This window comes from Saccharopolyspora soli (assembly GCF_022678645.1).
Lineage (GTDB): Bacteria > Actinomycetota > Actinomycetes > Mycobacteriales > Pseudonocardiaceae > Saccharopolyspora > Saccharopolyspora soli.
This window is the reverse complement of the sequence record NZ_JALBWV010000006.1, coordinates 80,477-103,713: the sequence shown is the minus strand read 5'-3', so window position 1 is coordinate 103,713 and position 23,237 is coordinate 80,477. Positions and strand designations below refer to the sequence as shown.

The following is a 23,237-nucleotide window of genomic DNA, read 5'->3' as shown; positions in this document are numbered from 1 at the left end:
GCAAACCGTCACCAGGCCGGGGGAAGTTGGCGGCCCGCCATGCCCTCCAGGCGGCGGATGCGGTCGTCCATCGGCGGGTGGGTGGCGAACAGCCGGGTCAGCCGTTCGCCGGGGCGGAACGGGTTGGCGATCATCAGGTGCGACTGCGACACCAGCTGCGGCTCCGGCGACAGCGGCGCCAACTGCGTGCCGCGCTCCAGCTTGCGCAGCGCGGACGCCAGCGCGAGCGGGTCGCCGGTCAGCTGCGCCCCCGACGCGTCGGCCTGGTACTCGCGGGAGCGGCTGACAGCCATCTGCACCACGGCCGCCGCGATCGGGCCCAGCAACGCGACCAGCAGCATCGCGAACGGGCTCGGGCGGTCGTCGTCCTGGCTGCCGAACATGCCGAAGAACAGCCCGAAGTTGGCCAGGAAGGTGACCACGCTGGCCAACGCTCCGGCCACGCTGGAGATCAGGATGTCGCGGTTGTAGACGTGCGAGAGCTCGTGCCCGAGCACGGCGCGCAGCTCGCGCTCGTTGAGCAGTTCGAGGATCCCGGCCGTGCAGCACACCGCGGCGTTGCGCGGGTTGCGCCCGGTGGCGAAGGCGTTGGGGGCGCGGGTCGGGCTGATGTAGAGCGCGGGCATCGGCTGCCGGGCCGAGGTCGCCAATTCCCGCACGATCCGGTACATCGCGGGCTGCTCGGCCTCCGACACCGGCCGGGCGCGCATCGCGCGCAGGGCCAGGTTGGCCGAGTTGAAGTACGCGTAGCCGTTCATGCCGAGCGCCACGAGGAATGCGATGACCAAGCCGGTTCGACCGAAGATCGACCCGACCAACAGCACCAACGCGCTCATGCCGCCGAGCAGCAGCGCGGTTTTCAAACCGTTGACGTGACTGTGCACCGTGCCTGCCTCCGCCCAAGGGCCCGACCGCGCCCAGTGGGCGCATCCGGTCGGCCTCTCGTGACACCTTTCCACGTGATTCGAAGGTCACCTAAAAAACGACTGGGCGCGAGTCGTAGTTCCACTGAGCGGACGGGCTGTGGCCAATGACGCGAAAGTCACATGGGGGCTTGCGCAGCGGCGCGTGCGGTGCTGTTGGACCCGTCGAACGGCCACGGGCAACGAAGGGCGCCGATCGGCGCCCGTCGTGCTCCCCCTCGCCCCCTCAAGCGTGCAGTTCGAGCGTGCAGCACTTCGGGCCGCCGCCGGATTTCCGGAGTTCGGAGATGTTCAGCAGGATCGGTTCGTAGCCGCGGTCGGCCAGCTGCGCCGCGATGCCGGTGGCCTCCATCGGCAGCACCACGTGCTGGCCGTCCGAGACCCCGTTGAGGCCCAGGCAGGCGGCGTCCGCCGCGTCGGCGATCACGGCGTCCGGGAACATCCGGTCCAGCACCCGCCGCGATCCGGGGGAGAATGCCTCCGGGTAGTAGGCGATCTGCGCCCGCGCACCGCGCTCCAGCACGAACAGCGCGGTGTCCAGGTGGTAGTAGCGCGGATCGACCAGTTGCAGCGACACCACCGGCACCCCGAGCACCTCCTGCGCCTCGGCGTGCGCGTCGGGGTCGGTGCGGAACCCGCTGCCCGCCAGCAGCACCTCGCCGGTCCAGGCGAAATCGCCCTCCGCCTCGTTGATCCGGGACGGCATGACCAGGTTCCGGTAGCCGCGGGTGGTGAACCAGCGCCGGAAGTGCTCGGCCTCGGCGGCCCGCTGCGGCGCCCGGAACCGAGCGCCCAGCACGCGGCCGTCTATCACGGTCGCCGAGTTGGCCGCGAACACCATGTCCGGCAGCCCCGGCTGGGGTTCGACGACTTCGACGCGGTGCCCGAACCGTTCGTAGGTGCGCTTCAGCGTCTCCCACTGGGTCATCGCCAGGTCGACGTCCACCGGCGTGCCCGGATCCATCCACGGGTTGATCGAGTACTCGACGGTGAAGTACTTCGGCGCGCACATCACGTAGTGCCTCGTGGTGGCCTTCGGCAACAGGGGCGTTTCCACTGCCCGACCGGCGATAACCGTCATGAATCGAAATCTAAGGGCTGACTTGAGCAGCTATCAACAACGCTGTGTTCGTTTCTTGCGGCAGAATGTTGCGTATGGATGCCTTGGATCAACGAATCATTTCGCACCTGGTTGCCGACGCGCGGGCGAGCTACGCGGAGATCGGCGCTGACGTGGGACTATCGGCGCCCGCGGTGAAGCGGCGGGTGGACAAACTGCTGGATCTGGGCGTGTTGCAAGGATTCACCGCGGTGGTCGACCCGGAAGCGCTGGGCTGGGGCACCGAAGCGTTCGTGGAGGTGCACTGCGATGGCAACGTCCCGGCGCACCGGATCCGCGCCGGGCTGGAGCCGCTGCCGGAGGTCGTCGCGGCCTACACGGTGTCCGGGCAGGCGGATGCGATCGTGCACCTGCGGGCGGCCGACATCCACCACCTCGAAGAGGCGATGGAACGGCTGCGCTCGGTCGACTTCGTCAACCGGACGGTGTCCACGGTGGTGCTCTCCCGACTCCTGGAGCGCCAGCCCCAACCGGAGTGAAGCCGCATCAGGTGGCGCGCTGACCGTTCCAGGGCTGGAAACCGGCGATCTCCGCATCCGAGGCGGTGCGGAACCAGACGTCGGCGACGATGTCGTCGTACTGCGGCGATTCCGGGCTGTGGTACTGCCGGGACGCCGAGTGCCCCTTGATCATCGGCCCGGAGCTGGCTTCGCGACCGGGCCGCGGCCCGGCACCGGGTGTGCGCCGCGGCAGTGGCGGCGCATCGGGGCTACCGTCCTCGACCTTCGGAATCACCTGCGTCGCGTCGGCACCGACCGGCGGCACGTACGGCGTCTCCGCCGCCTTGCCCTCGCCAGGCGTCTCCACCGACTCGAACAGCGACCGCAACTGCCCGGACAACCGCGACTCCGTCGCGTCGTCCGCGCCGTGCAGCAGCCCGGAGATCCGCGACTCCCCGGCGTCGGCCCGCTCCGCGGCCTCCGCAGTCTCCGAAGGCGTCGCCTGCTCCGGAGCCGCCTTCGCGGACTCGGCGGCGGCCTCCGCCGCGATGGCCGCCACCACCTCCTCGGCGGACTTCGCAGGTGCCTGCGACGACTTCGTCGTCTCGGCCGCCTCCGCCTTCGGCCACTGTTCCGCTGGGGGAGCGACCGGCTGGGGCTCTGCCGCGGGCGGAGTCTGCGGTCGCACGGTCGTCACGGCGGAGTTCACGGGCGCGGCAGCCTCGCTGCGCGCGGCCTCCTCAGCCGACTTCCGGAACCAGGTGTTGTCGGTTTCCTGCTGCGCGTTCGGGCGTTGGTCCGGGGTCGTCCAGGCTCGCGGCGGCCGCTCCCAGTCGCCGATCGTCGGTTCGTCTGCGACGTCCCAGCGCGGCGGTGCCGGGCGAACCAGGTCCAACGGCGCTTCGCCGTAGGCCCGGTCGTCGTACCCGCCAGCCTGGTCGTACTCGTAGTCCTCGTACTCGCCTTCCGGGTAGGCCGCGGTGACCTCGGCCAGGCGGCGGCGCAACGGCCGGACGAAGAGCAGCCAGTTGATCAGCACACCTAACGCGAACGAGGCGAGGCTCCACAGCCACACCTGGGTGAACAACCAGGTGATCACGAGCGATGTCCCTCCTCAAGGGCTCCAGCGGCGCCGCCAGTTCTCCCTGGGATACCTACCACGGAGGGCCTGGCTCAAGGCCCAACTTGACCGGCTCGTGACACATGTGGGTGGCTGTAGCGCAACTTTCCGGACACACGAGCACTGTTGGATTTGTCAGTTGTTCAACGACGGCGGGTGCTTCGAGGTTGCTCTTCACCTCCCACCGGACCAGCCGGGACCGGCTCAGCGGGTCCGCGCCACCACGTAGTCGAACAGCGTCGACAGCGCTTCGCGGGCCGGGATGTCCGGCAGCGATGCGAGTTCCTTGCGCGCGTCGTCGGCGTATTCGTCCAGGGTGGCGCGGGTTCTCGTGAGTCCGTCCGAGGCGCGCAGCAGTTCCAGGGCCTCGTCGACCTCGGCGTCCGAGGTCAGCGGCCGGGCCAGCAGTTCGCGCAGCCGCGGGTCGGCGCCCGCATCGGCCAGCGCGTACAGCATCGGCAACGTCCGCACGCCTTCCCGGAGGTCGGTGCCCGGCGTCTTGCCGGACTCGTTGGCCGGGGAGGCGATGTCGATGATGTCGTCGGAGATCTGGAAAGCGGTGCCGAGGATCCGGCCGATCCGCTCCAGCGCGCGCACGTGCGCCTCGTCGGCGCCGGAGAACCACGCGCCGAACTGCCCGGCGGTGGCGATCAGCGAACCGGTCTTCTCGTAGATCACCTTGAGGTAGAACTCGATGGCGTCCTCGTCACCGGGGACTCCGACGGTTTCCCGCATCTGCCCGGTGACCAGCGCCTCGAAGGTGCCAGCCATCTGCCGGACCGCCTGGGCGCCGAGGTCGGCGATCAGCCGCGAAGCCTGGGCGAACAGGAAGTCCCCGGTGAGGATCGCCACCGAGTTGTCCCAGCGGGCGTTGGCGCTGGTCGCGCCGCGCCGCATGGTCGCCTCGTCCATGACGTCGTCGTGGTAGAGCGTGGCGAGGTGGATCATCTCGATCACAGCCGCGGACTTGATCACCTCTTCCGCCGCCGGGTCGCCGAACTGGGCCGCCAGCAGCGTGAACAGCGGCCGGAACCGCTTGCCACCGGCCTCCACCAGGTGCAGCGAGGTGCGGGTGGCGAACTCGAACTCGCTCTGCACCGACTCGTGCAGCAGCCGCTCCACCCGGGCCATGCCCTGCCGCACCGAATCGGCCAACGCCTCGTCGGCGATGTAGATCCCGCCCGATCCGTCCCTGCTCAGCTCACTGATCGGGTCACCCGCTGGCCTGCTCACGTCACCGTCGCCTTCGCTCCCCCGAATCGCCCTACGGGCGAGCACTCTACGACACGAAGCCGCCGACGTTCGCCCAGTCCAGCGCCAAAGTCGGCAGCACGCCCAGCAACAGCGTGACGACCACACCGAGCGTGATCGCGGCTGTCGTGAACGCACCCGGCACGCTGACGGTGGGGCCGTCGGCGGCCGGTTCGTTGAAGTACATCAACACGATGACACGGAGGTAGAAGAACGCGGCAACCGCACTGGCCACCAGGGCGATCACCACCAGCGGGGCCATGCCGTCGGCCAACGCGGCCTCGAAGACCACGAACTTGCCGACGAATCCGCTCGTCAGCGGGATACCGGCGAGGGCGAACATCAGGAAGGTGAACACCCCGGCGACCAGCGGGGAGCGCTTGGCCAGCCCGGCCCAGTCCGACAGGTGAGTTGCCTCACCATCGGCCCGGCGCACCAGGCTGATCACGCCGAACACAGCGATCGTGGTGAAACCGTAGGCCAGCAGGTAGAAAAGCGTGCCGGACAGCCCGCTGCCGGTCAGCGCCAGCGATCCGATCAGCATGAACCCGGCGTGCGCGACGGACGAGTAGGCGATCATCCGCTTGATGTCGCGCTGGGTCAGGCCGAGCACCACGCCGATGACCATCGAGGCGATCGCGACCGCCCACAGCACACCGCGCCACTCCCAGCTGGACGCCTGGAACGCGACCTGCAGCACCCGCAGGATCCCGCCGAACGCGGCGACCTTGGTGCAGGCGGCCATGAAACCGGTCACCGCGGTAGGCGCGCCCTGGTAGACGTCCGGGGTCCAGGTGTGGAACGGGCCGACCGACGCCTTGAACAGCAGGCCGACCAGCAGCAGGCCCAGCCCGGCGAACAGCAGCGTGTCGGAGCGCTCCGAACCGGCCGTGGCGTCCGCGATCGCCTGCAGCTTCACCGAGCCCGAGTAGCCGTAGAGCAGGGCCAGGCCGTACAGGAAGAACGCCGAGGCGAACGCGCCGAGCAGGAAGTACTTGACCGCCGATTCCTGCGACAGCAGGCGACGCCGCTTGGCCAACCCGCACATCAGGTAGAGCGGCAGGCTCAGCACCTCCAGCGCGATGAACATGGTCAGCAGGTCGTTCGCCGCGCAGAACACCATCATCCCGCCGAGCGAGAACAGGGCGAGCGGGAAGACCTCGGTGCGCATCCCCGCGACGGAAGCGGCCGCGCGGCTCATCGCGCCCGGCCCGTCGGCTGCCCGCGACTCCGCGACGAACGCGCCACCCGGCTCCACCGAGCGGTCCGCGATCAGCAGGATCGCCGCCAGCCCGAGCGCGAGCAGGGTGCCCCACAGGAACAGGGTGGGCGGGTCGATCGCCAGGGTGTCGGCCAGCGTCGTGACCCCGGTGCCGCCCTGGCGGGCGTACATCGCCAGCGACACCCCGGCGACCACGATCGCCACCAGGCTCAACCCGACCTGCACCGACCAGCGCTGGTGTCGCGGCAGGAACGCCTCGACGAGGATCGCCAGGCAGGCCGCGCCGAGGATCACCAGGACCGGAGCGATGGCCGCGTAGTCGATCGGCGGGATCTCGACGGACGGCAGCTGCGTCTGAACACGCACTGTCAGTTACCTCCCTGCGAGGTCACGGGGTCGGTGACGCCGACCTCGCTCATGGTTGCCGCGACCGACGGGTTGATCACGTCCAACACCGGTTTCGGGTAGAAACCCAACGCGAGCACCAGCACGATCAGCGGGGCCAGCACCACGATCTCGCGGGCGCCCAGGTCGGCCACCCGCAGCCGGTGCGCACCCGACCGGTTCGGGTCGGTCACCGCGCCCGGCCCGCCCGCGGTGCCCAGCAGCGCGTCGCCGCGCACCGGGCCCTGCATCGTCCGCTGGTACATCCACAGCACGTAGACGGCCGCCAGGACCATGCCGACGGTGGCCAGCGCGGCGTACACCGGCCGGGTCTCGAAAGCGCCGATGAGCACCAGGAACTCGCTGATGAACGAGTTCGTGCCGGGCAGCGACAGGGTGCTCAGCCCGGCGATCAGCAGCGTGCCCGCCAGCAGCGGCGTCACCTTCGCCATGCCGCCGTAGTCGGCGATCCGGGTGGAGCCGCCGCGGCTGATCACCATGCCGATCACCAGGATCAGCATGCCGGTCGCGATGCTGTGGTTGATCATGTACGACACCGCGCCGACCTGCGCCTGCGAGGTGAACGCGAACACGCCGAGCGCGATGAAGCCGAAGTGCGCGATCGACACGTAGGCGATGAAGCGCTTGAAGTCGGTCTGCCCGAACGCCTGCAACGAGCCGTAGAGCACGCCGAGCACCGCGAGCACCAGCACCAGCGGGGCGAGCAGCTGCGACGCCTGCGGCGTCAGCGGCAGGCTGTAGCGCAGGAAGCCGAAGGTGCCGACCTTGTCGAGCACGCCGACCACGATCACCGCGACGCCGATCGGCGCCTGCTGCGCGGCATCCGGCAGCCAGGTGTGGAACGGGATCAGCGGGGCCTTGATGGCGAACGCGGTGAAGAACCCGAGGAACAGCCACACCTGCACGCTGGTCGGGGCGTCGGAGAGCACCGGCACCAGCGTGGCCCAGTCGAACGTGCCCCGGCCGGTGACCTGCGCGCAGTAGACGTACGCGCCGATCGCCGAGGCCAGCATGATCAGGCCGCCAAGGAAGGAGTACAGGAAGAACTTCACCGCCGCGTAGGTGCGGTTCTCGCCGCCGTAGCCACCGATGAGGAAGTACATCGGGATCAGCATGATCTCGAAGAGCACGTAGAACAGGAACACGTCGGTCGCGGCGAACACCGCCACCGTCAGGGCCTGTTCCAGCAGCAGCAGCGAGAAGAAGCCGCCGTGGGTGCGACCGGCGGGCAGCCGCTCGCCCCAGCTGTAGCCGAGCACCAGCGGGGTGAGCAGCGCGATCACCGCGACCATCACCAGCGCGATGCCGTCCACGCCGAGCGAGAGGCGGATGTCGAAGGCCGGGATCCACTCCACCGAGCTGGTCAGCTGCAACCGCGGCCCGGTCGGGTCGTAGGCGACCCACGCGGCGATCGCGATCACCAGCTCCACCAAGGAGAATCCGAGCGCGGTCCACTTGGCCGCCGCCGCGTGGCCGCGCAGCAACGCCACCACCACCGACCCGACGATCGGCAGCAGGATCAGTGCGACGAGCAGGGTCATCGGATCTCCTCCCGGAGCTCACCCGAAGCCGCGTGGGCAGAAATGGGGGCTGGGTGCGTTGTCATGTCGGGATCCCCACCGCCAGTAGGGCGGCGATCACCACGATGCCGCCGAAGAGCATGGACAGGGCGTAGGACCGGACGAAACCGGTCTGCAAGCGGCGCAACCGCCCGGAGCTGAAGCCCAGGAACCCGACGATGCCGTTGACCGTGCCGTCGACGGCCTTGTCGTCCACGGTGACCAGACCGCGGGACAGGCCGAACGTCGGCCGCACCGCCAGCAGGTTGTTCAGCGCGTTGCCGCCCAGGTCCGCCCGCGCCGCGCGGACGATCGGCGACACCCGCACCGGACGCTCCACCGGCACCGGCTTGCGCCCGACCACCAGCCAGGCGATCAGCGCGCCCAGCGCGGAGATCGCCACGGTGAGCACCGGGATCATGGCGTGCGGGATCGCGGTGTGCTCGGCCTCCTGCAACTCGCCCAGCGACGGCGCCAGGAACCCGACCAGCCGATCGCCACCGGCGAAGAACATGCCCGCCGCGACCGAACCGACGGCCAGCAGGATCATCGGCGCGGTCATCACCGCGGGCGACTCGTGCGGGTGGAAGTCCTTGCCGTTGCTGGCCTTCAGGTTCTCCCAGCGCTTCGCGCCGAAGAACGTCATCAGCACCAAGCGGGTCATGTAGAACGCGGTGATCCCAGCGCCCAGCATGGCCGCACCGCCGAAGACCCAGCCGCGCCAGCCGTCCTGGCCGAACGCCGCCTCGATGATCGCGTCCTTCGAGTAGTACCCGGACAGGAACGGGAATCCGATCAGCGCCAGGTAACCCAGCCCGAAGGTGGCGAAGGTGATCGGCATGAACCGGTAGAGGCCGCCGAACTTGCGCATGTCGACCTCGTCGTTCATGCCGTGCATCACCGACCCGGCACCGAGGAACAGCCCGGCCTTGAAGAAACCGTGGGTGAGCAGGTGCATGATTCCCAGCGCGTACCCGGCCGGGCCTAGCCCGACGGCGAGCATCATGTAGCCGATCTGGCTGACCGTGGAGTACGCCAGCACCTTCTTGATGTCGTCGTAGGCGCACCCGATGATGCAGCCGACCAGCAGCGTCACCGCGCCGACGATGGTGACCGCCAACTGCCCGCCGGGCGAGAGCGTGAACAGCGGGTTGGACCGCGCGACCAGGTACACGCCAGCGGTGACCATCGTCGCGGCGTGGATGAGCGCGGACACCGGGGTCGGGCCCTCCATCGCGTCCGGCAACCACGCCTGCAGCGGCACCTGGCCGGACTTGCCGCAGGCACCCAGCAACAGCAGCAAGGTGATCGCCAGCAGCACGCCCGGGGAGAGCTCTCCGGCGCGGGCGAAGACCTCGCTGTACTGCGTGGTGCCGAGGTTCGCGAACAGCAGGAAGATCGCCAGCGCTAGGCCGATGTCGCCGACCCGGTTCATCACGAACGCCTTGGTCGCCGCCGCGGCCGCCGACGGTCGGCTCTGCCAGAAGCCGATCAGCAGGTACGAGGCCAGGCCGACGCCTTCCCAACCCAGGTACAGCGTCACGAAGCTGTTGCCCAGCACCAGGACCAGCATCGCGGCCACGAACAGGTTGAGGTAGCCGAAGAACCGGCGGCGCTCGGTGTTGTCCCGTCCGGTGCGGCCTTCCTGGTCGTGCGCCATGTAGCCGATCGAGTAGATGTGGATCAGCGAGCCCACACCGGTGATCAGCAGCACGAACACCATGGACAGCGGGTCCAGTCGCAGCCCGAAGTCGACCTGCAGGGCGTTGACCGGGATCCAGGAGAACAGCTGGAGCTCCCGCACCTGAGCGCTCTCGGGAAGCCCGGCGATGGAGCTGAACAGCAGCACGCCGTAGACGAAGGACGCGATCACCGTGGCGCAGCCGAGGATGTGCCCCCAGCCGTTGGCCCGGCGCCCGGCGACGAGCAGGACCAACGCGCCAAGCGCTGGGAACGCGACCAGCAGCCAGGCGTTCTGCTGGACCGCTCCGGCCGCGCTGATCACGTCCGGGGTGTCCCCGGCGAGGAAGGCCCCGGTAGGAGTCATTGCCGTCACCACGCGCCCTCTCAGTACTTCAGCAGGTTGGCGTCATCGACCGAGGCCGAGCGACGCGTCCGGAAGATCGACATGATGATGGCCAGACCGACCACCACCTCGGCCGCCGCGACCACCATCACGAAGAAGGCCATGACCTGCCCGTGCACCGAACCCTCGATGCGGGCGAAGGTCACCAGCGTCAGGTTGACCGCGTTGAGCATCAGCTCGATGCACATGAACACCACGATCGCGTTGCGCCGCACCAGCACGCCGATGGCACCGATGCTGAACAGCAACGCCGACAGCAGCAGGTAGTACGTGGGGGTCACTGCCGGACCTCCTCGGAGGAGACGTGCCCGGACTCCTGGCCGGTGCCGTTGCGGTGCACACCGTTCCCACCGGCGTGCGGCGGGAAGTCCGGACTCTGCGGTTCGGGCTCCGGCTCGGGATGCTCGCCGGTCAGGGCATGCGGATCGGGCCCAGGCTCAGCACCCGCGACGGCCCGTCGCTCCTCGCTGAACTGGTCCGCGGGCAGGTTCTCCAACAGCTCGGACAGCGACTCCGGAGCCACCGAGCCGTCCGGCAGCAGCGCGGGCACGGCCACCGAGTTCGCCGTGGCGTACACGCCGGGACCGGGCAGCGGTGACGGGCGGGCACCGCGGAAGCGGGCGTTGGCCCGTTCCTTCTGGCTCAACCGCGGGCCGCGGCCCTTGCCGCCGTAGGCCAGCACCATCGCGCCCACCGCGGCGGTGATCAGCAGCGCGGAGGTCAGCTCGAACGGGAACAGGTAGTCGGTGAAGATCAACCGACCGAGTCCGCCCGCGCCACCGCCAGCCGGTGTCCACGGGTCCAGCGGCGCGGCGGGCTGCACCGAGGTGAGCGCCCGCGCCAGCCCGGACACCAACAGGGCCGCCAGGCCGATGCCGCCGATCCCGGCCCACAACCGCTGGCCGCGCAGCACCTCCACCACCGAGTCCGAGGAGTCCCGGCCGACCATCATCAGCACGAACAGGAACAGCATCATGATCGCGCCGGTGTAGACGATGATCTGGGTGAACCCCAGGAACGGGGCGCTCTGCGCCATGTAGAGCACGCCGAGGCAGAGCATCGTCAACACCAGCCACAGCGCGGAATGCACCGCGTTGCGCGCGAAGACCATGCCCAGCGCGCCGACCAGCGCGAGCGGACCCAGCACCCAGAAGGCCACCGCCTCACCGGTGCCGACTACCCCGCTCGGGGCCTGCGCGAGGAACTGCGCCGCTTCGAAGGTCATCTCCCGGCCTCCTCGTGCCCGGACTCGACCGTCTGCTCGGCCGGAACCCCGCGCTGCCGGGCGAGTTCGGGACCACGCACGTAGTAGTCCTGCTCGTCGTCGCCCAGCCGCATCGGGTGCGGCGGCTGCTCCATACCGGGCAGCAGCGGCGCCAGCATGTCCGCCTTGGTGTAGATCAGGTCCTGGCGGTTGTCGTCGGCGGTTTCGTACTCGTTGGTCATCGTGAGCGCCCGCGTCGGGCACGCCTCGATGCACAGCCCGCAGCCGATGCAGCGCAGGTAGTTGATCTGGTAGTCCTTGCCGTAGCGCTCACCGGGCGAGTAGCGGGCTTCCTCGGTGTTGTTCCCGCCCTCCACGAAGATCGCATCGGCCGGGCACGCCCACGCGCACAGCTCGCAGCCCACGCACTTCTCCAGCCCGTCCGGATGCCGGTTGAGCTGGTGGCGGCCGTGGAACCGGGGCGCCGGGATCTTCTTGACCTCCGGGTACTCCTCGGTGACGACCTTCTTGAACATCGTGGCGAAGGTGACGCCGAAGCCCTTGATCGGATCAAACATTCCCATGAGGCGCCTCCTCGCCTTGCGGGCCCGCGACCTCGCCCGCGGCACCGCTGCGCGCCGGGGTGCGACGCGGCGGGGTCTTGGGGACTTCCAGATCCAGCGGCGGAATCGGGTAGCCGCTGCCAGCCAGCGGAACCTCGTCGGTGTCCTTGGCCGGTTTGCGGTCCGGGATCAGGAACGTGGCCACCAGCAGGACCGCGATGACGATGCCGCCGCCGATGAGGAACTGCTGCGAGGTCACCGTCTCCTCGTTGCGCAGCGCGCGAATCACGGTCACCGCGATGATCCACACCAGGCTCAGCGGGACCAGGAGCTTCCAGCCGAGGTTCATGAACTGGTCGTAGCGCAGGCGGGGCAGCGTGCCGCGCAGCCAGATGAAGAAGAACAGGAACGCCAACGTCTTGCCGAGGAACCACAGCACCGGCCACCAGCCGGTGTTGAGCACCCCGTCGCCGATCAGCGACAGCGGCCACGGGGCGTGCCAGCCGCCGAGGAACAGCGTGGTCGCCAAGGCCGAGACGGTGACCATGTTGATGTACTCGGCGAGGAAGAACAGCGCGAACTTCAGCGACGAGTACTCGGTGTGGAAACCGCCGACCAGTTCCGACTCCGCTTCCGGCAGGTCGAACGGCGCGCGGTTGGTCTCCCCGACCATGGACACCACGTAGACGGCGAAGCTGAACGGCAGCAGCAGGAAGAACCAGCCGTCCGCCTGCGCTTCGACGATGCCCGAGGTGGACAGCGTGCCCGCGTACATGATCACCGCGACGAACGACAGGCCCATCGCGATCTCGTAGGAGATGACCTGGGCGGCCGAGCGCAGCGAACCGAGCAGCGGGTACGGCGAGCCGGAAGCCCAACCGGCCAGCACGATGCCGTACACCCCGATCGAGGCGCAGGCCAGCACGACCAGCAAGCCGACCGGCAGGTCGACCAGTTGCAGCGCGGTGCGCTCGCCGAAGATGGTGACCTCGGGGCCGATCGGGATCACCGCGAACGACACCAGCGCGGGGGTTGCCGAGATCACCGGGGCCAGGAAGTACACCCACTTGTCGGCCAGCACCGGCCGGATGTCCTCTTTGAACGCCAGCTTCAGACCATCGGCCAGCGACTGCAGGATCCCGAACGGACCCGCCCGGTTGGGGCCCGGCCGGTGCTGCATCCTGCCGATCACCCGGCGCTCCGCCCAGATCGTCAGCAGTGTCATGACGACCAGGAAGACGAAGATCACCACGACCTTCAGCGCGATCAGCCAGAGCGGATCGTCGGCGAGCAGTTCCGCGGTTCTGGTCATGCTCTCCCCCCGTCGAGGTGGGACGCACCGCCGTCAGCGGCGGGCGCTTGGCCATTGCCGAAGGCAGTCGGCAACGGAGTCGTCGCGGCGATGTCGACGAGCGCGCCGTGGCCGACGCCCAGCGTCCGGTGCACCTTCGACGACCCGGAGTCAGCGGGCAGCCACACGACGTCGTCGGGCATCTCGGCGAGTTCCGCGGCGAGCACGACCGCGCCCTTGGCGGTGCGGACCTCGACGAGCTGCGCGGGGCCGAGCCCGATCCGCTGCGCGGTGCGCGGTGCGAGCACCGCGACGGTTCGCCGGGCGGTGCCCGCCAGGTTCGGCTCGTCGGCTTGCATCGACCCGTTGTCGAGCAGTTGCCGCCAAGTCGCCAGCACGGCCTGCCCCTGGCCGGGGCTCGGCGCCTGCGCCGCCGGTTGGTCCGGGGCGGGCAGCCGAGCGCCGACGTGCGGTCCGACGCGGTCGAGTTCGGCGGCTGCGGCGGCCGGTGTCTGGGTGAACAGGTCCGCGTCCAACTCCACCGCGAGGGTGTCGAGCACCCGGCAGTCCGGCAGGGCACCGGTGCCCTCGATGGTGGTGCGGAACTCGCGGCGACGGCCTTCCCAGTTCAGGTAGCTACCGGACTTCTCCACGCTCGGCGCGATGGGCAGCACCACGTCGGCGTGCTCGGTGACCGCGCTGGGGCGCAGCTCCAGGCTGACCACGAAGTCCGCGCGTTGCAGCGCCCGCGCGGCCAGCGCCGGGTCAGGCAGGTCGTTCGGGTCGACGCCACCGACGACCAGCCCGGCGAGTTCCCCGGTGGCCGCCGCGGTGAGGATTCCGGTGAGGTCGCGGCCGGAAGTCGCGGGCAGGGCACCGGATTCCAGTCCCCACTGCCGCTCAAGTTCGGCACGGGCGGCCGCATCCGCCACCGGACGACCGCCGGGCAGCAGCGTCGGCAGGGCGCCGACTTCGATCGCGCCGCGTTCCCCGGCCCGCCGCGGAATCCAGGCGACCCGAGCACCGGTCCGCTCGGCGGTGCGCAGCACTTCCGAGTACAGCCCCGGAATCTCCGCGGCGCGCTCACCGACGACGATGACCGATCCGGCCTGCCGCAACCCGTCGTCCACTTCGGACGGAAGGCTGCGCAGCGCGGCACCCTCACCACCGGGCACGCACGGCACCAGCGATCCGGTGCGCACCGGGCCGCCGTCGTGCACGATGACCGTGGTCTTCTCCACGCCCGGCGAGGACCACGCGCCGAGGTGGAAGACCTTCGTCTGGTGCTTGCGGGCGGCCTTCCGCAGCCGCAGGAAGACGATCGGCGATTCCTCTTCCGGCTCGAACGCCACGCACAGCACCGCTGGCGCGGACTCGAAGTCCCGGTAGGTCACCCCGGTTGCGGGCGTCACACCCACCACAGTGGACTCCAGGAACCGGAGCTCCTCGGCGGAGTGCGCCCGCGCCCGGTAGTCGATGTCGTTGGTGCGCAACGCGACTCGGGCGAACTTCGAGTAGGCGTAAGCATCTTCGACGGTCAACCGACCGCCCGGCAGCACCCCGACACCACCCGCGTCGCGAGCCTCGGCGAGCCCGTTCGCGGCGACCTGCAGCGCCTCGGTCCACGACGCCGGGCGGAGTTCGCCGTTCTCCCGGACCAGCGGCCGGGTGATCCGGTCGTCCGCGGTGGCGTAGCGGAAGGCGAACCGGCCCTTGTCGCAGATCCACTCCTCGTTGACCTCCGGGTCGTCCCCGGCCAACCGGCGCATCACCTTGCCGCGCCGCCAGTCGTTGCGGATCTCGCAGCCGGATGCGCAGTGCTCGCACTGGCCGGGCGTGGACACCAGGTCGAACGGCCGGGACCGGAACCGGTAGGCCGCGCTGGTCAGCGCCCCGACCGGGCAGATCTGGATGGTGTTGCCGGAGAAGTACGACTGGAACGGCTTCTGCTCGCCGATGCCGATCTGCTGCAACGCCCCGCGCTCCAACAGCTCGATGAACGGGTCCCCGGCGATCTGCTTGGAGAACCGGGTGCAGCGCTGGCACAGCACGCACCGTTCCCGGTCCAGCAGCACCTGCGAGGAGATCGGCACCGGCTTGGCGAAGGTCCGCTTCGTGTCGTGGAAGCGCGATTCGGCGCGGCCGTGCTTCAACGCCTGGTTCTGCAGCGGGCATTCGCCGCCCTTGTCGCAGATCGGGCAGTCCAGCGGGTGGTTGATCAGCAGCAGTTCCATCACGCCCTGCTGCGCCTTGTCCGCCACCGGCGAGGTCCGCTGCGTCCGGACCACCATGCCGTCGGCGACGGTCATGGTGCAGGACGCCTGCGGCTTGGGCATCGGCCGCCCGCCCATCTCGACATCGACCAAGCACTGCCGACAGGCCCCGGCCGGGTCCAGCAGCGGGTGGTCGCAGAACCGCGGGATGGTGATGCCCATCCGCTCGGCGGTGCGGATCAACAGCTCGCCCTTGGGCGCGTCCACCTCGATGCCGTCGATGGTCAGGCGGACGTAACCCTCCGGCAGCGGACGGGTCTCTGCTTCTGGTGCCACCGTCATCGGGCCGCTCCTACGAGTGCGGATTCCGCCTTGTTGCGTTCACACAACGCGAGGAATTCCTCGCGGAAGTACTTGATACCGCTGGTGATCGGGCTGACCGCGCCGTCGCCGAGGGCGCAGAACGAGCGGCCGAAGATGTTGTCGCAGACGTCCAGGAGGGTGTCGATGTCCTCCTCGGTGCCGTGCCCGTCGACCATCCGCTCCAGCACCTGCGCCAGCCAGTAGGTGCCTTCCCGGCAGGGCGTGCACTTGCCGCAGGACTCGTGCTCGTAGAACTGGGTCCACTTCATCACGGCCCACGGCACCGAAACCGTCTCGTTGAACACCATCACCGCGGTGGTGCCCAGCATCGACCCGGCCTCGGCCGCGCCCTCGAAGTCCAGCGGCACGTCCAGGTGCTCGGCGGTGAACAGCGGGGTCGACGACCCGCCCGGCGTCCAGAACTTCAGCGGGATGCCGTCCTTCATGCCGCCCGCCAGCTCCAGCAGCTCGCGCAGCGTGGTGCCCAGCGGCGCCTCGTACTGGCCGGGGCGCTCGACGTGCCCGGAGATCGAGTAGATCTTCGGGCCGGGCGACTTCTCGCTGCCCATCGTGCGGAACCAGTCGGCGCCACCGTTGACGATGAACGGCACCGAGGCGATCGTCTCGACGTTGTTCACCGTGGTGGGGCAGGCGTAGAGCCCGGCGGCGGCCGGGAACGGCGGCTTCAACCGCGGCTGCCCGCGCTTGCCCTCCAGCGAGTCGAGCAGCGCGGTCTCCTCGCCGCAGATGTAGGCGCCCGCGCCCGCGTGCACCACGATGTCCAGGTCGAAACCGGAATCAAGGATGTTCTTGCCCAGGTAACCGGCCTGGTACGCCTCGCGGACCGCGTTGTTCAGCCGCCGGATCGGGTGCAGCGCCTCACCGCGCACGTAGATCATGCAGTGGTTGGCGCGCATCGCGTAGCTGGCGATGACGCAGCCCTCGATCAGCGAGTGCGGGTCGGCCATCATCAGCGGGATGTCCTTGCAGGTTCCCGGTTCGCCCTCGTCGGCGTTGATGACCAGGTAGTGCGGCTTGACCGGGTCCTTGGGCATGAAGCTCCACTTGACCCCGGCCGGGAACCCGGCACCACCGCGACCGCGCAGCCCGGAGGCCTTGACCAGTTCGATGAGCTGGTCGGGGTGCGCTTTCAGGGCCTTGCGCAGCGCGGTGTAGCCCTCCAGCTGCTCGTAGGTGCGCAGCGTCCAGGAGTTCGGCGACAGCCACCGCTTGGTCAGTACCGGGGTCACCGGGCTGGTGCTGGGTTCGGTCATGGCCACCCTCACTTCTTCTCCGGCAGCGGCGGCAGTGCCACGTCGTCGGGCATGCTCGGCGCGGTCCAGCCGCGCTCGTGGGCCAACTGTGCGCCGCGCAGCGTTTCGACCGCCGCCGAAGGTCCAGCCACAGTGGACTCCAGGTCGTCGAAGAAGCCCGCCAGCTGGCGCTCGGCGCCGCGGAAGTCGGACAGCTCCGGACCACGCGTCGGTGCCGGTTTCTCCCCGCGCTGCAACGCCTTCACGAGTTCCAGCGCCGTCTCGGGCGACTGGTTGTCGTAGTACTCGTAGTTGACCTGCAACACCGGCGCGAGGTCGCAGGCCGCCAGGCACTCGGCGTGTTCCAGGGTGATCGAGCCCGTTTCGCCCGGTGTGCCAGCGGTCTCGTCGTGCCCGACTCCCAGGTGCTCGCTGAGCTTCCGGTAGATCGAGTCGCCGCCGAGCGCCGCGCACATCGTGTTGGTGCAGACGCTCACCAGGTGCTGCCCGCAGGGCTTGCGCTTGTACATGGTGTAGAACGTCGCGACCGCGCTGACCTCCGCGGTGGACAGTGCCAACTGCTCGGCGCAGAACTCGATGCCCGCGGTGCTGACGTACCCCTGCACGGACTGCACGAGGTGCAGCATCGGCAGCAGCGCCGACCGGGACTCCGGGTACCGCGCGACGATCTGCTTCGCGTCGGCGCGCACCTCTTCACCGAACACCGAGGTGTCAGCAGTGCCGTGCACGACCTTTCCCTCGTTCTCGGTGAACTCGAACTGCTCGGTCATCGATCCACCCCGCCCATCACCGGGTCGATGGAGGCGACCGACGCGATCACGTCGGCCACCAGTCCGCCTTCGCACATCGCGGGCATCGCCTGCAGGTTCACGAAACTGGGTTCCCGCACGTGCACCCGCATCGGCCGGGTGCCGCCGTCGGAGACCACGTGGTAGCCGAGTTCCCCCCGCGGCGACTCGATCGGCACGTACACCTGGCCCGGCGGCACGTCGAAGCCCTCGGTCACCAGCTTGAAGTGGTGGATCAGCGACTCCATCGACTGACCCATGATCTTGCGGACGTGCTCCAACGAGTTGCCCATGCCGTCCGGGCCGATGCTCAGCTTCGCGGGCCAGGCGACCTTGGCGTCTTCCACCATGTGCGGGCCGGGCTCGAACTTCTCCACGCACTGCCGGATGATCTTCAACGACTGGTGGATCTCCTCCAGCCGCAGCCAGTACCGGGCGTAGCAGTCGGCGTCGGTGCTGGTGGGGACCTCGAAGTCGTACTCCTCGTAACCGCAGTACGGCTGGATCTTGCGCAGGTCCCAGGCCAGTCCGGCGGCGCGCAGCAGCGGGCCGGTGACACCGAGCTGCAGGGCGCCGTCCAGCGGCAGGTAGCCGACGTCCTTCAGGCGCTGCTTCCAGATCGGCTGGCCGGTGAACAGCTTGTCGTAGTCCGGCAGCCGCTTGTCCATCACCTTGACGAAGTTCAGGATCTTCTCCCGGTAGTCCACCGGGAGGTCCTGGGCGACGCCGCCGGGTCGGATGAACGCGTGGTTCATCCGCAGCCCGGTCAGGAACTCCAGCAGGTGCAGGACCTCTTCGCGCTCGCGGAAGCCGTAGGTCATGCCGGTGGTGGCGCCCAGCTCCATCGCGCCGGTGGCCAGGAACACCAGGTGCGAGGAGATCCGGTTGAGCTCCATCAGCAGCACCCGGAACGTCTGGGCCCGCTTCGGCGCCTCGATGCCCAGCAGCTTCTCCACCGCCATGCAGTAGGCGGCCTCGTTGTGCAGCGGGGCCAGGTAGTCCATCCGCGTCACGAACGTGACGCCCTGCGTCCAGGTGCGGTACTCGGTGTTCTTCTCGATGCCGGTGTGCAGGTAGCCGATCACCGAACGGGCCTTGGTGACCGTCTCGCCCTCCAACTCCAGCACCAGTCGCAGCACGCCGTGCGTGGACGGGTGCTGCGGGCCGAGGTTGATGACGACCCGTTCCTCACCGGCGGTCTCATCGATGAACTCGTCCCAGTCGCCGCCGGTGACGGTGAAGATCCGGCCCTCGGTGGTCTCCCGCGACTCCGCGGTGTACGGGTCGCCGAAACCGGTGTCGGCCAATGGTTCGGTAGTCATCTCCAGCACCTCTCCACGGTGTGCTGCCGTTGCCCGGTCCGCCGCGCGCTCATCACGAGTACGCCCTGCGCTGGTCGGGCGGTGGGATCTCGGCGCCCTTGTACTCCACCGGGATCCCGCCGAGCGGGTAGTCCTTGCGCTGCGGGTGGCCGTCCCAGTCGTCGGGCATCAGGATCCGGGTCAGCGCCGGGTGCCCGTCGTAGACGATGCCGAACATGTCCCAGGTCTCGCGCTCCTGGAAGTCCGCGGTCGGGTAGACCGCAACGACCGACGGCACGTGCGGATCGTCGATCTCCAACGCGACTTCGACCCGGATCCGGCGCCGGTACGTCATCGATGTCAGGTGGTAGACCGAGTGCAGCCGCTGCGGCACCTCCGGCCCGTAGTCCACACCGGACACCGAGCTGCACAGCTCGAAGCGCAGCGCCGGGTCGTCCCGCAGCGTCCGGCAGACCTCCAGCAGGTGATCCCGGCGCACGTAGAAGGTGATCTCGCCGCGGTCGACTGCCACCTGCTGCACGGTGTCGGCGGGCAGGCCCTTCTCCCGCAGCGCCTCGAAGAGGCTGTCGGCGACCTCGTCGAACCAACCGCCGTAGGGCCGTTCCGCCGCGGGCGGCACGTAGGCCGGGAGCCGCAGGCCGCCGTAGCCGGAAGTGTCACCGGTGCCGCGCACCCCGAACATGCCCTGGCGGGCCCGACCGGAAACCGGCGCGGGCTCCTGCCGGGCCGCCTCGACCGCTCCGGACTGCTGCGTGAACTCTTCGTCTGCCAACGGAACTCACCTGCCCGCTTTGAGCTCGCGGGGACGCTTCGGCGCTGCGTCCAACGCCCCCAACGACGGATCGGAACCCATTTCGCGGCGCTGCTTGGCCTGCTGCTTCTCGGCCCGCCGCCGCTGCGCCCAGTTCTTCGGCGCGTACCGCTCGGAGGACGGGATCATCGGGGTGCGCTCGCCGCTCTCCAGCTTCAGCTGTGCCCGCTTGGCGTTGATCGGCTCGTCCATGATCTTGGCGTGCAGCTTGAGGATCGCGTCCAGCAACATCTCCGGTCGCGGCGGACAACCCGGCAGGTACATGTCCACCGGCACGACGTGGTCCACGCCCTGCACCACCGCGTAGTTGTTGAACATGCCGCCGCTGGAGGCGCACACGCCCATCGCCAGCACCCAGCGCGGTTCGGGCATCTGGTCGTAGATCTGCCGCAGCACCGGCGCCATCTTGTTGGTCACCCGCCCGGCGACGATCATCAGGTCGGCCTGGCGCGGGGTAGCGGAGAACCGCTCCATGCCGAAGCGGGCGATGTCGTAGCGGGAACCGCCGACGGTCATCATCTCGATCGCGCAGCAGGCCAACCCGAACGTCGCGGGCCACATCGACGTCTTCCGGGTCCAGTTGACGAGCTTTTCCACGTTGGCCAACAGGATGCCGTTAGGCAACTGCTCCTCAAGCCCCATACCCCGGCACTCCTTCCCGCGTCGCTGCGGCTAGTCCGTTAGTCGCCGACGCCCTAGTTCCAGTCCAGGCCGCCGCGTCGCCACACGTAGACGTAGGCGAACCCGACAGTTGCGATGAACAGCACGATCTCGACCACGCCGAACAGGCCGAGGGCGTCCGCCGAGACCGCGAACGGGTAGAGGAAGACCATTTCGATGTCAAACAAGATGAACAACATCGCGGTCAGGTAGTAGGCGACCGGCATCCGGCCGCCGCCGATGACCGGCTGCGGCGACGGCTCGATACCGCATTCGTAGGCATCGAGCTTCGCCTTGTTGTACCGGCGGGGTCCGACCAGGGGCGCGATCGCGACGGAGAACACCGCGAACGCGAGCGCCAGCGCGAACATCAGCACCAGCGGGATGTAGGGATCGAGCACTCCGCTGCCCTCCTTCGACGGCCCCCGCCGAGACGCAGAACACATCTACGGCTTCGGCTGCGCACTCTATGCGGTCGAAAGTATCGACTCCGTAGTGAGGCGAACCTAACTTTATGAGTTCTCGCACATTGCTCGGGACATCTGACCAGACTCGTAGCATCAGGCGCTAGGTGTCAGCCGAGTAGTGGCACTGATCACACGGTCCATCGCGTCCCCACCCTTCTCGTCGTAGAGATTTGCCAACAGCTTCAACACGAAACGCATCAGAGTGGTCCTCGGTAGACCGTGCTTGGTGGCCATCCGCATGACGGCGGGATTGCCAATCAACTTGCTGAAGATGTTGCCCATCCGGAAGTAGCCGCCGAGTGCCTGCTGCACCGCCGTCGGGTACCGGCGCAGCGCCTGCTCCCGCGACAGCCCCGCCGGACGAGCCAACGCGTGCACCACGCATTGCGCCGCCAACGCCGCGGATTCCATGGCGTAGGCGATGCCCTCGCCGTTGAACGGGTTGACCATGCCGCCCGCGTCGCCGACGAGCAGCAGGCCGTTGCGGTAGTGCGGCATCCGGTTGAAGCCCATCGGCAGCGCCGCGCCGCCGATCCGGCCCGTGGCGCTGTGCTCCCGGAACCCCCACTCCTCCGGGGTGCCGTCGAGCCAGGACCGCAGCAGTTGGCGGTAATCGGTCTTGCCGTAGGCGCTGGAGGTGGACAGGATGCCGAGACCGACGTTGACGGTCCCGTCCCCCATCCCGAAGATCCAGCCGTAGCCCGGCAGCAGATTGGGCTGGTCGGGGTTCGAGCGGTCCCACAGCTCCAGGTGCGACTCCAGGAAGTCGTCCTTGGTGCGCGGGCTGGTGTAGTACCGGCGCACCGCGACGCCCATCGGCCGGTCGTCGCGCTTCTCGATGCCCACCGACAGCGCCAACCGCGCCGAAACCCCGTCGCAGGCCAGCACCAGCGGCGCCCGGTAGCGCACCGGCGTGCGGTCCGGACCGGTCTTGGCCTCGACGCCGGTGATCCGGCCGGTGCGCTCGTCGGTGACCGCGGCGGACACCGTGGTCTGCTCCTGCAGCCGTGCCCCGGCCCGCTGCGCGTTGCGGGCCAGCAGGTCGTCGAAGTCGTTGCGCGGTCGGACCACGCCGTAGGGCGGGAAGGCGGCCAGGCTCGGCCAGTCCAGCTCCAGGCGCACGCCGCCACCGACGACCCGCAGGCCCCGGTTGTGCAGCCAGCCCGCCTCCTCGCGGGTGTCGATGCCCAGGTCGATGAGCTGCTTGACGCCTCTCGGGGTGATGCCGTCGCCGCAGACCTTCTCCCGGGGGAAGACGCTCTTCTCCAGAAGCAGGACGTCCAGCCCCGCGCGGGCCAGGTACGTCGCAGCCGTCGATCCGGCCGGACCGGCTCCGACGACGATCACATCGGCGTCGTCGTCCGGTCGGCGGCGGCTGGTGGCGCTGGTCATGACACTCCTCGAGCTCGTGCATCGCACGGCGCGACCCGACCTGACCCGGTGGACCGCCCCGGGAACCCGCTTGTGAACGAGTTCACTAACTCATGAGTCTAAGCCGGACGAACCGCGCGATCGAGCCCCGCAGCTACGCCACCCGAGTGACCAACACCGCAGGTGAAAGCCCCCAACTGGGCCTTCCGGAGCAACCGCGTGCCCCTCCCAGCCGAAAACCAACGCCAGACCGCACCGCCGTCGCATAACCGATAAGGACCCCGAAACGGTCGAACAGGCGGCGTCTGGTGAGGCTGGCGGTCAACCAGCGCAGGTAAAGGACATTGGCGTCTTGGACGACGACAAGGTCGCTCAGTACAGCCGCATTTCCTGCGTGAGGGCCGTGAGTTCATCAGCGGCGGCACGCCGTCGCTGCTCATCTCGGCGCATGTGGTCGAGCAGCGAATCAGCCTGGACTCGACAATGCGGGCCGACCATGCGGCAGTCGTTCCACGGATCGACATCCAGATCTTCGTCAACGGCTTCGCGAACGTCCGCCACTCGGGAGGCGAAGTCGTCATCCGCCACACCCGACTCACGCCAGCGCCGGAACACTTCCAGCAGCGCTGCCCCGTTGGAACGCCACGCGGGGGAAAACGTCGCGACCCGCACGCCGCCGCGAGTCACCACGATCGTCTCGCCACGTTCGGCCTCGTCGAGCAGGGCCGAGAAGTTCCGCCCGGCTTCGGTCGCCGTTATCTCCCGCATTGGATCATCTGATTCC

General features: G+C 69.0%; 21 protein-coding genes. 1 reads left to right on the top strand and 20 read right to left on the bottom strand.

The features are described from left to right. Positions 1-8 precede the first annotated feature (8 nt). Together htpX and ddaH are read right to left on the bottom strand one after the other, a co-directional pair. Positions 9-884, bottom strand: a complete 876-nt coding sequence (gene htpX / locus MOQ72_RS06505; protein ID WP_242181164.1) for a zinc metalloprotease HtpX — start codon at positions 882-884, stop codon at positions 9-11. 265 nt (positions 885-1,149) lie between these two features. After that, on the bottom strand, positions 1,150-2,004 hold the full coding sequence (ddaH, locus tag MOQ72_RS06500; protein ID WP_372495301.1) for a dimethylargininase: 855 nt from the start codon (positions 2,002-2,004) through the stop codon (positions 1,150-1,152). A 74-nt stretch (positions 2,005-2,078) separates the two neighbouring features. On the opposite strand from ddaH, the gene MOQ72_RS06495 reads away from it, so the two are divergent. Further along, positions 2,079-2,522 carry an Lrp/AsnC family transcriptional regulator gene (locus MOQ72_RS06495; protein WP_242181163.1) on the top strand — a complete coding sequence of 148 codons (444 nt, stop codon included), beginning with the start codon at positions 2,079-2,081 and terminating at the stop codon, positions 2,520-2,522. Positions 2,523-2,529: 7 nt separating this feature from the next. Here the strand turns inward: MOQ72_RS06495 and MOQ72_RS06490 are convergent, their stop codons facing one another. The 18 genes from MOQ72_RS06490 to MOQ72_RS06405 all read right to left on the bottom strand — a co-directional run bounded on the left by MOQ72_RS06490 (position 2,530) and on the right by MOQ72_RS06405 (position 23,221). After that, on the bottom strand, positions 2,530-3,582 hold the full coding sequence (locus MOQ72_RS06490) for a sunset domain-containing protein (RefSeq protein ID WP_242181162.1): 1,053 nt from the start codon (positions 3,580-3,582) through the stop codon (positions 2,530-2,532). Positions 3,583-3,807: 225 nt separating this feature from the next. Then, positions 3,808-4,836, bottom strand: coding sequence for a polyprenyl synthetase family protein (locus tag MOQ72_RS06485; RefSeq protein WP_308197851.1), 1,029 nt, complete (start codon positions 4,834-4,836; stop codon positions 3,808-3,810). A gap of 46 nt (positions 4,837-4,882) precedes the next feature. Beyond that, complete coding sequence (nuoN, locus tag MOQ72_RS06480; RefSeq protein WP_242181324.1) at positions 4,883-6,424, bottom strand: NADH-quinone oxidoreductase subunit NuoN; 1,542 nt, start codon at positions 6,422-6,424, stop codon at positions 4,883-4,885. A gap of 20 nt (positions 6,425-6,444) precedes the next feature. Further along, a complete protein-coding gene (locus MOQ72_RS06475; protein WP_242181161.1) occupies positions 6,445-8,022 on the bottom strand; it encodes an NADH-quinone oxidoreductase subunit M in 1,578 nt (525 codons plus the stop codon). Positions 8,023-8,083: 61 nt separating this feature from the next. Beyond that, complete coding sequence (gene nuoL, locus MOQ72_RS06470; RefSeq protein ID WP_242181160.1) at positions 8,084-10,087, bottom strand: NADH-quinone oxidoreductase subunit L; 2,004 nt, start codon at positions 10,085-10,087, stop codon at positions 8,084-8,086. A gap of 20 nt (positions 10,088-10,107) precedes the next feature. Next, positions 10,108-10,407 (bottom strand): NADH-quinone oxidoreductase subunit NuoK, encoded by a 300-nt coding sequence (nuoK, locus tag MOQ72_RS06465; RefSeq protein ID WP_242181159.1) that lies wholly within the window; start codon positions 10,405-10,407, stop codon positions 10,108-10,110. Continuing rightward, positions 10,404-11,351 (bottom strand): NADH-quinone oxidoreductase subunit J, encoded by a 948-nt coding sequence (locus MOQ72_RS06460; protein WP_242181158.1) that lies wholly within the window; start codon positions 11,349-11,351, stop codon positions 10,404-10,406. The genes nuoK and MOQ72_RS06460 overlap by 4 nt, the downstream gene beginning before the upstream one ends. Continuing rightward, the gene (gene nuoI / locus MOQ72_RS06455; protein WP_242181157.1) at positions 11,348-11,914 is read right to left on the bottom strand and encodes an NADH-quinone oxidoreductase subunit NuoI; all 567 of its coding nucleotides are present in this window, start codon (positions 11,912-11,914) and stop codon (positions 11,348-11,350) included. The genes MOQ72_RS06460 and nuoI overlap by 4 nt, the downstream gene beginning before the upstream one ends. Further along, positions 11,901-13,205, bottom strand: a complete 1,305-nt coding sequence (gene nuoH, locus MOQ72_RS06450) for an NADH-quinone oxidoreductase subunit NuoH (RefSeq protein ID WP_242181156.1) — start codon at positions 13,203-13,205, stop codon at positions 11,901-11,903. Before nuoH ends, nuoI begins: the two co-directional genes overlap by 14 nt. Next, positions 13,202-15,739 carry an NADH-quinone oxidoreductase subunit G gene (locus MOQ72_RS06445; protein WP_242181155.1) on the bottom strand — a complete coding sequence of 846 codons (2,538 nt, stop codon included), beginning with the start codon at positions 15,737-15,739 and terminating at the stop codon, positions 13,202-13,204. Before MOQ72_RS06445 ends, nuoH begins: the two co-directional genes overlap by 4 nt. Then, complete coding sequence (gene nuoF, locus MOQ72_RS06440; protein ID WP_242181154.1) at positions 15,736-17,034, bottom strand: NADH-quinone oxidoreductase subunit NuoF; 1,299 nt, start codon at positions 17,032-17,034, stop codon at positions 15,736-15,738. Before nuoF ends, MOQ72_RS06445 begins: the two co-directional genes overlap by 4 nt. A gap of 8 nt (positions 17,035-17,042) precedes the next feature. Continuing rightward, positions 17,043-17,804 carry an NADH-quinone oxidoreductase subunit NuoE gene (nuoE, locus tag MOQ72_RS06435; protein WP_242181153.1) on the bottom strand — a complete coding sequence of 254 codons (762 nt, stop codon included), beginning with the start codon at positions 17,802-17,804 and terminating at the stop codon, positions 17,043-17,045. Further along, positions 17,801-19,144 (bottom strand): NADH-quinone oxidoreductase subunit D, encoded by a 1,344-nt coding sequence (locus MOQ72_RS06430; RefSeq protein ID WP_242181152.1) that lies wholly within the window; start codon positions 19,142-19,144, stop codon positions 17,801-17,803. Before MOQ72_RS06430 ends, nuoE begins: the two co-directional genes overlap by 4 nt. 52 nt (positions 19,145-19,196) lie before the next feature. Next, the gene (locus MOQ72_RS06425) at positions 19,197-19,916 is read right to left on the bottom strand and encodes an NADH-quinone oxidoreductase subunit C (RefSeq protein WP_242181151.1); all 720 of its coding nucleotides are present in this window, start codon (positions 19,914-19,916) and stop codon (positions 19,197-19,199) included. Positions 19,917-19,922: 6 nt separating this feature from the next. After that, a complete protein-coding gene (locus tag MOQ72_RS06420) occupies positions 19,923-20,597 on the bottom strand; it encodes a NuoB/complex I 20 kDa subunit family protein (RefSeq protein ID WP_242181150.1) in 675 nt (224 codons plus the stop codon). A 53-nt stretch (positions 20,598-20,650) separates the two neighbouring features. Beyond that, entirely contained in the window at positions 20,651-21,061 is a 411-nt protein-coding gene (locus tag MOQ72_RS06415) for an NADH-quinone oxidoreductase subunit A (protein ID WP_242181149.1), read from the bottom strand. A 114-nt stretch (positions 21,062-21,175) separates the two neighbouring features. Next, complete coding sequence (locus tag MOQ72_RS06410) at positions 21,176-22,474, bottom strand: geranylgeranyl reductase family protein (protein ID WP_242181148.1); 1,299 nt, start codon at positions 22,472-22,474, stop codon at positions 21,176-21,178. 351 nt (positions 22,475-22,825) lie between these two features. Then, entirely contained in the window at positions 22,826-23,221 is a 396-nt protein-coding gene (locus tag MOQ72_RS06405; RefSeq protein ID WP_242181147.1) for a type II toxin-antitoxin system Phd/YefM family antitoxin, read from the bottom strand. Positions 23,222-23,237 lie beyond the last annotated feature (16 nt).

Bases quoted from the DNA above. Each gene is read 5' to 3' on its own strand.
- MOQ72_RS06405 (WP_242181147.1), bottom strand. From the start codon at position 23,221: ATGCGGGAGATAACGGCGACCGAAGCCGGGCGGAACTTCTCGGCCCTG.
- MOQ72_RS06445 (WP_242181155.1), bottom strand. From the start codon at position 15,739: ATGACGGTGGCACCAGAAGCAGAGACCCGTCCGCTGCCGGAGGGTTAC.
- nuoE (WP_242181153.1), bottom strand. From the start codon at position 17,804: ATGACCGAGCAGTTCGAGTTCACCGAGAACGAGGGAAAGGTCGTGCAC.
- MOQ72_RS06495 (WP_242181163.1), top strand. From the start codon at position 2,079: ATGGATGCCTTGGATCAACGAATCATTTCGCACCTGGTTGCCGACGCG.
- nuoH (WP_242181156.1), bottom strand. From the start codon at position 13,205: ATGACCAGAACCGCGGAACTGCTCGCCGACGATCCGCTCTGGCTGATC.
- MOQ72_RS06410 (WP_242181148.1), bottom strand. From the start codon at position 22,474: ATGACCAGCGCCACCAGCCGCCGCCGACCGGACGACGACGCCGATGTG.
- MOQ72_RS06415 (WP_242181149.1), bottom strand. From the start codon at position 21,061: ATGTGTTCTGCGTCTCGGCGGGGGCCGTCGAAGGAGGGCAGCGGAGTG.
- MOQ72_RS06420 (WP_242181150.1), bottom strand. From the start codon at position 20,597: ATGGGGCTTGAGGAGCAGTTGCCTAACGGCATCCTGTTGGCCAACGTG.
- nuoF (WP_242181154.1), bottom strand. From the start codon at position 17,034: ATGACCGAACCCAGCACCAGCCCGGTGACCCCGGTACTGACCAAGCGG.
- MOQ72_RS06475 (WP_242181161.1), bottom strand. From the start codon at position 8,022: ATGACCCTGCTCGTCGCACTGATCCTGCTGCCGATCGTCGGGTCGGTG.
- MOQ72_RS06460 (WP_242181158.1), bottom strand. From the start codon at position 11,351: ATGACCTTCGAAGCGGCGCAGTTCCTCGCGCAGGCCCCGAGCGGGGTA.
- MOQ72_RS06430 (WP_242181152.1), bottom strand. From the start codon at position 19,144: ATGACTACCGAACCATTGGCCGACACCGGTTTCGGCGACCCGTACACC.
- ddaH (WP_372495301.1), bottom strand. From the start codon at position 2,004: ATGACGGTTATCGCCGGTCGGGCAGTGGAAACGCCCCTGTTGCCGAAG.
- nuoL (WP_242181160.1), bottom strand. From the start codon at position 10,087: ATGACTCCTACCGGGGCCTTCCTCGCCGGGGACACCCCGGACGTGATC.
- nuoI (WP_242181157.1), bottom strand. From the start codon at position 11,914: ATGGGAATGTTTGATCCGATCAAGGGCTTCGGCGTCACCTTCGCCACG.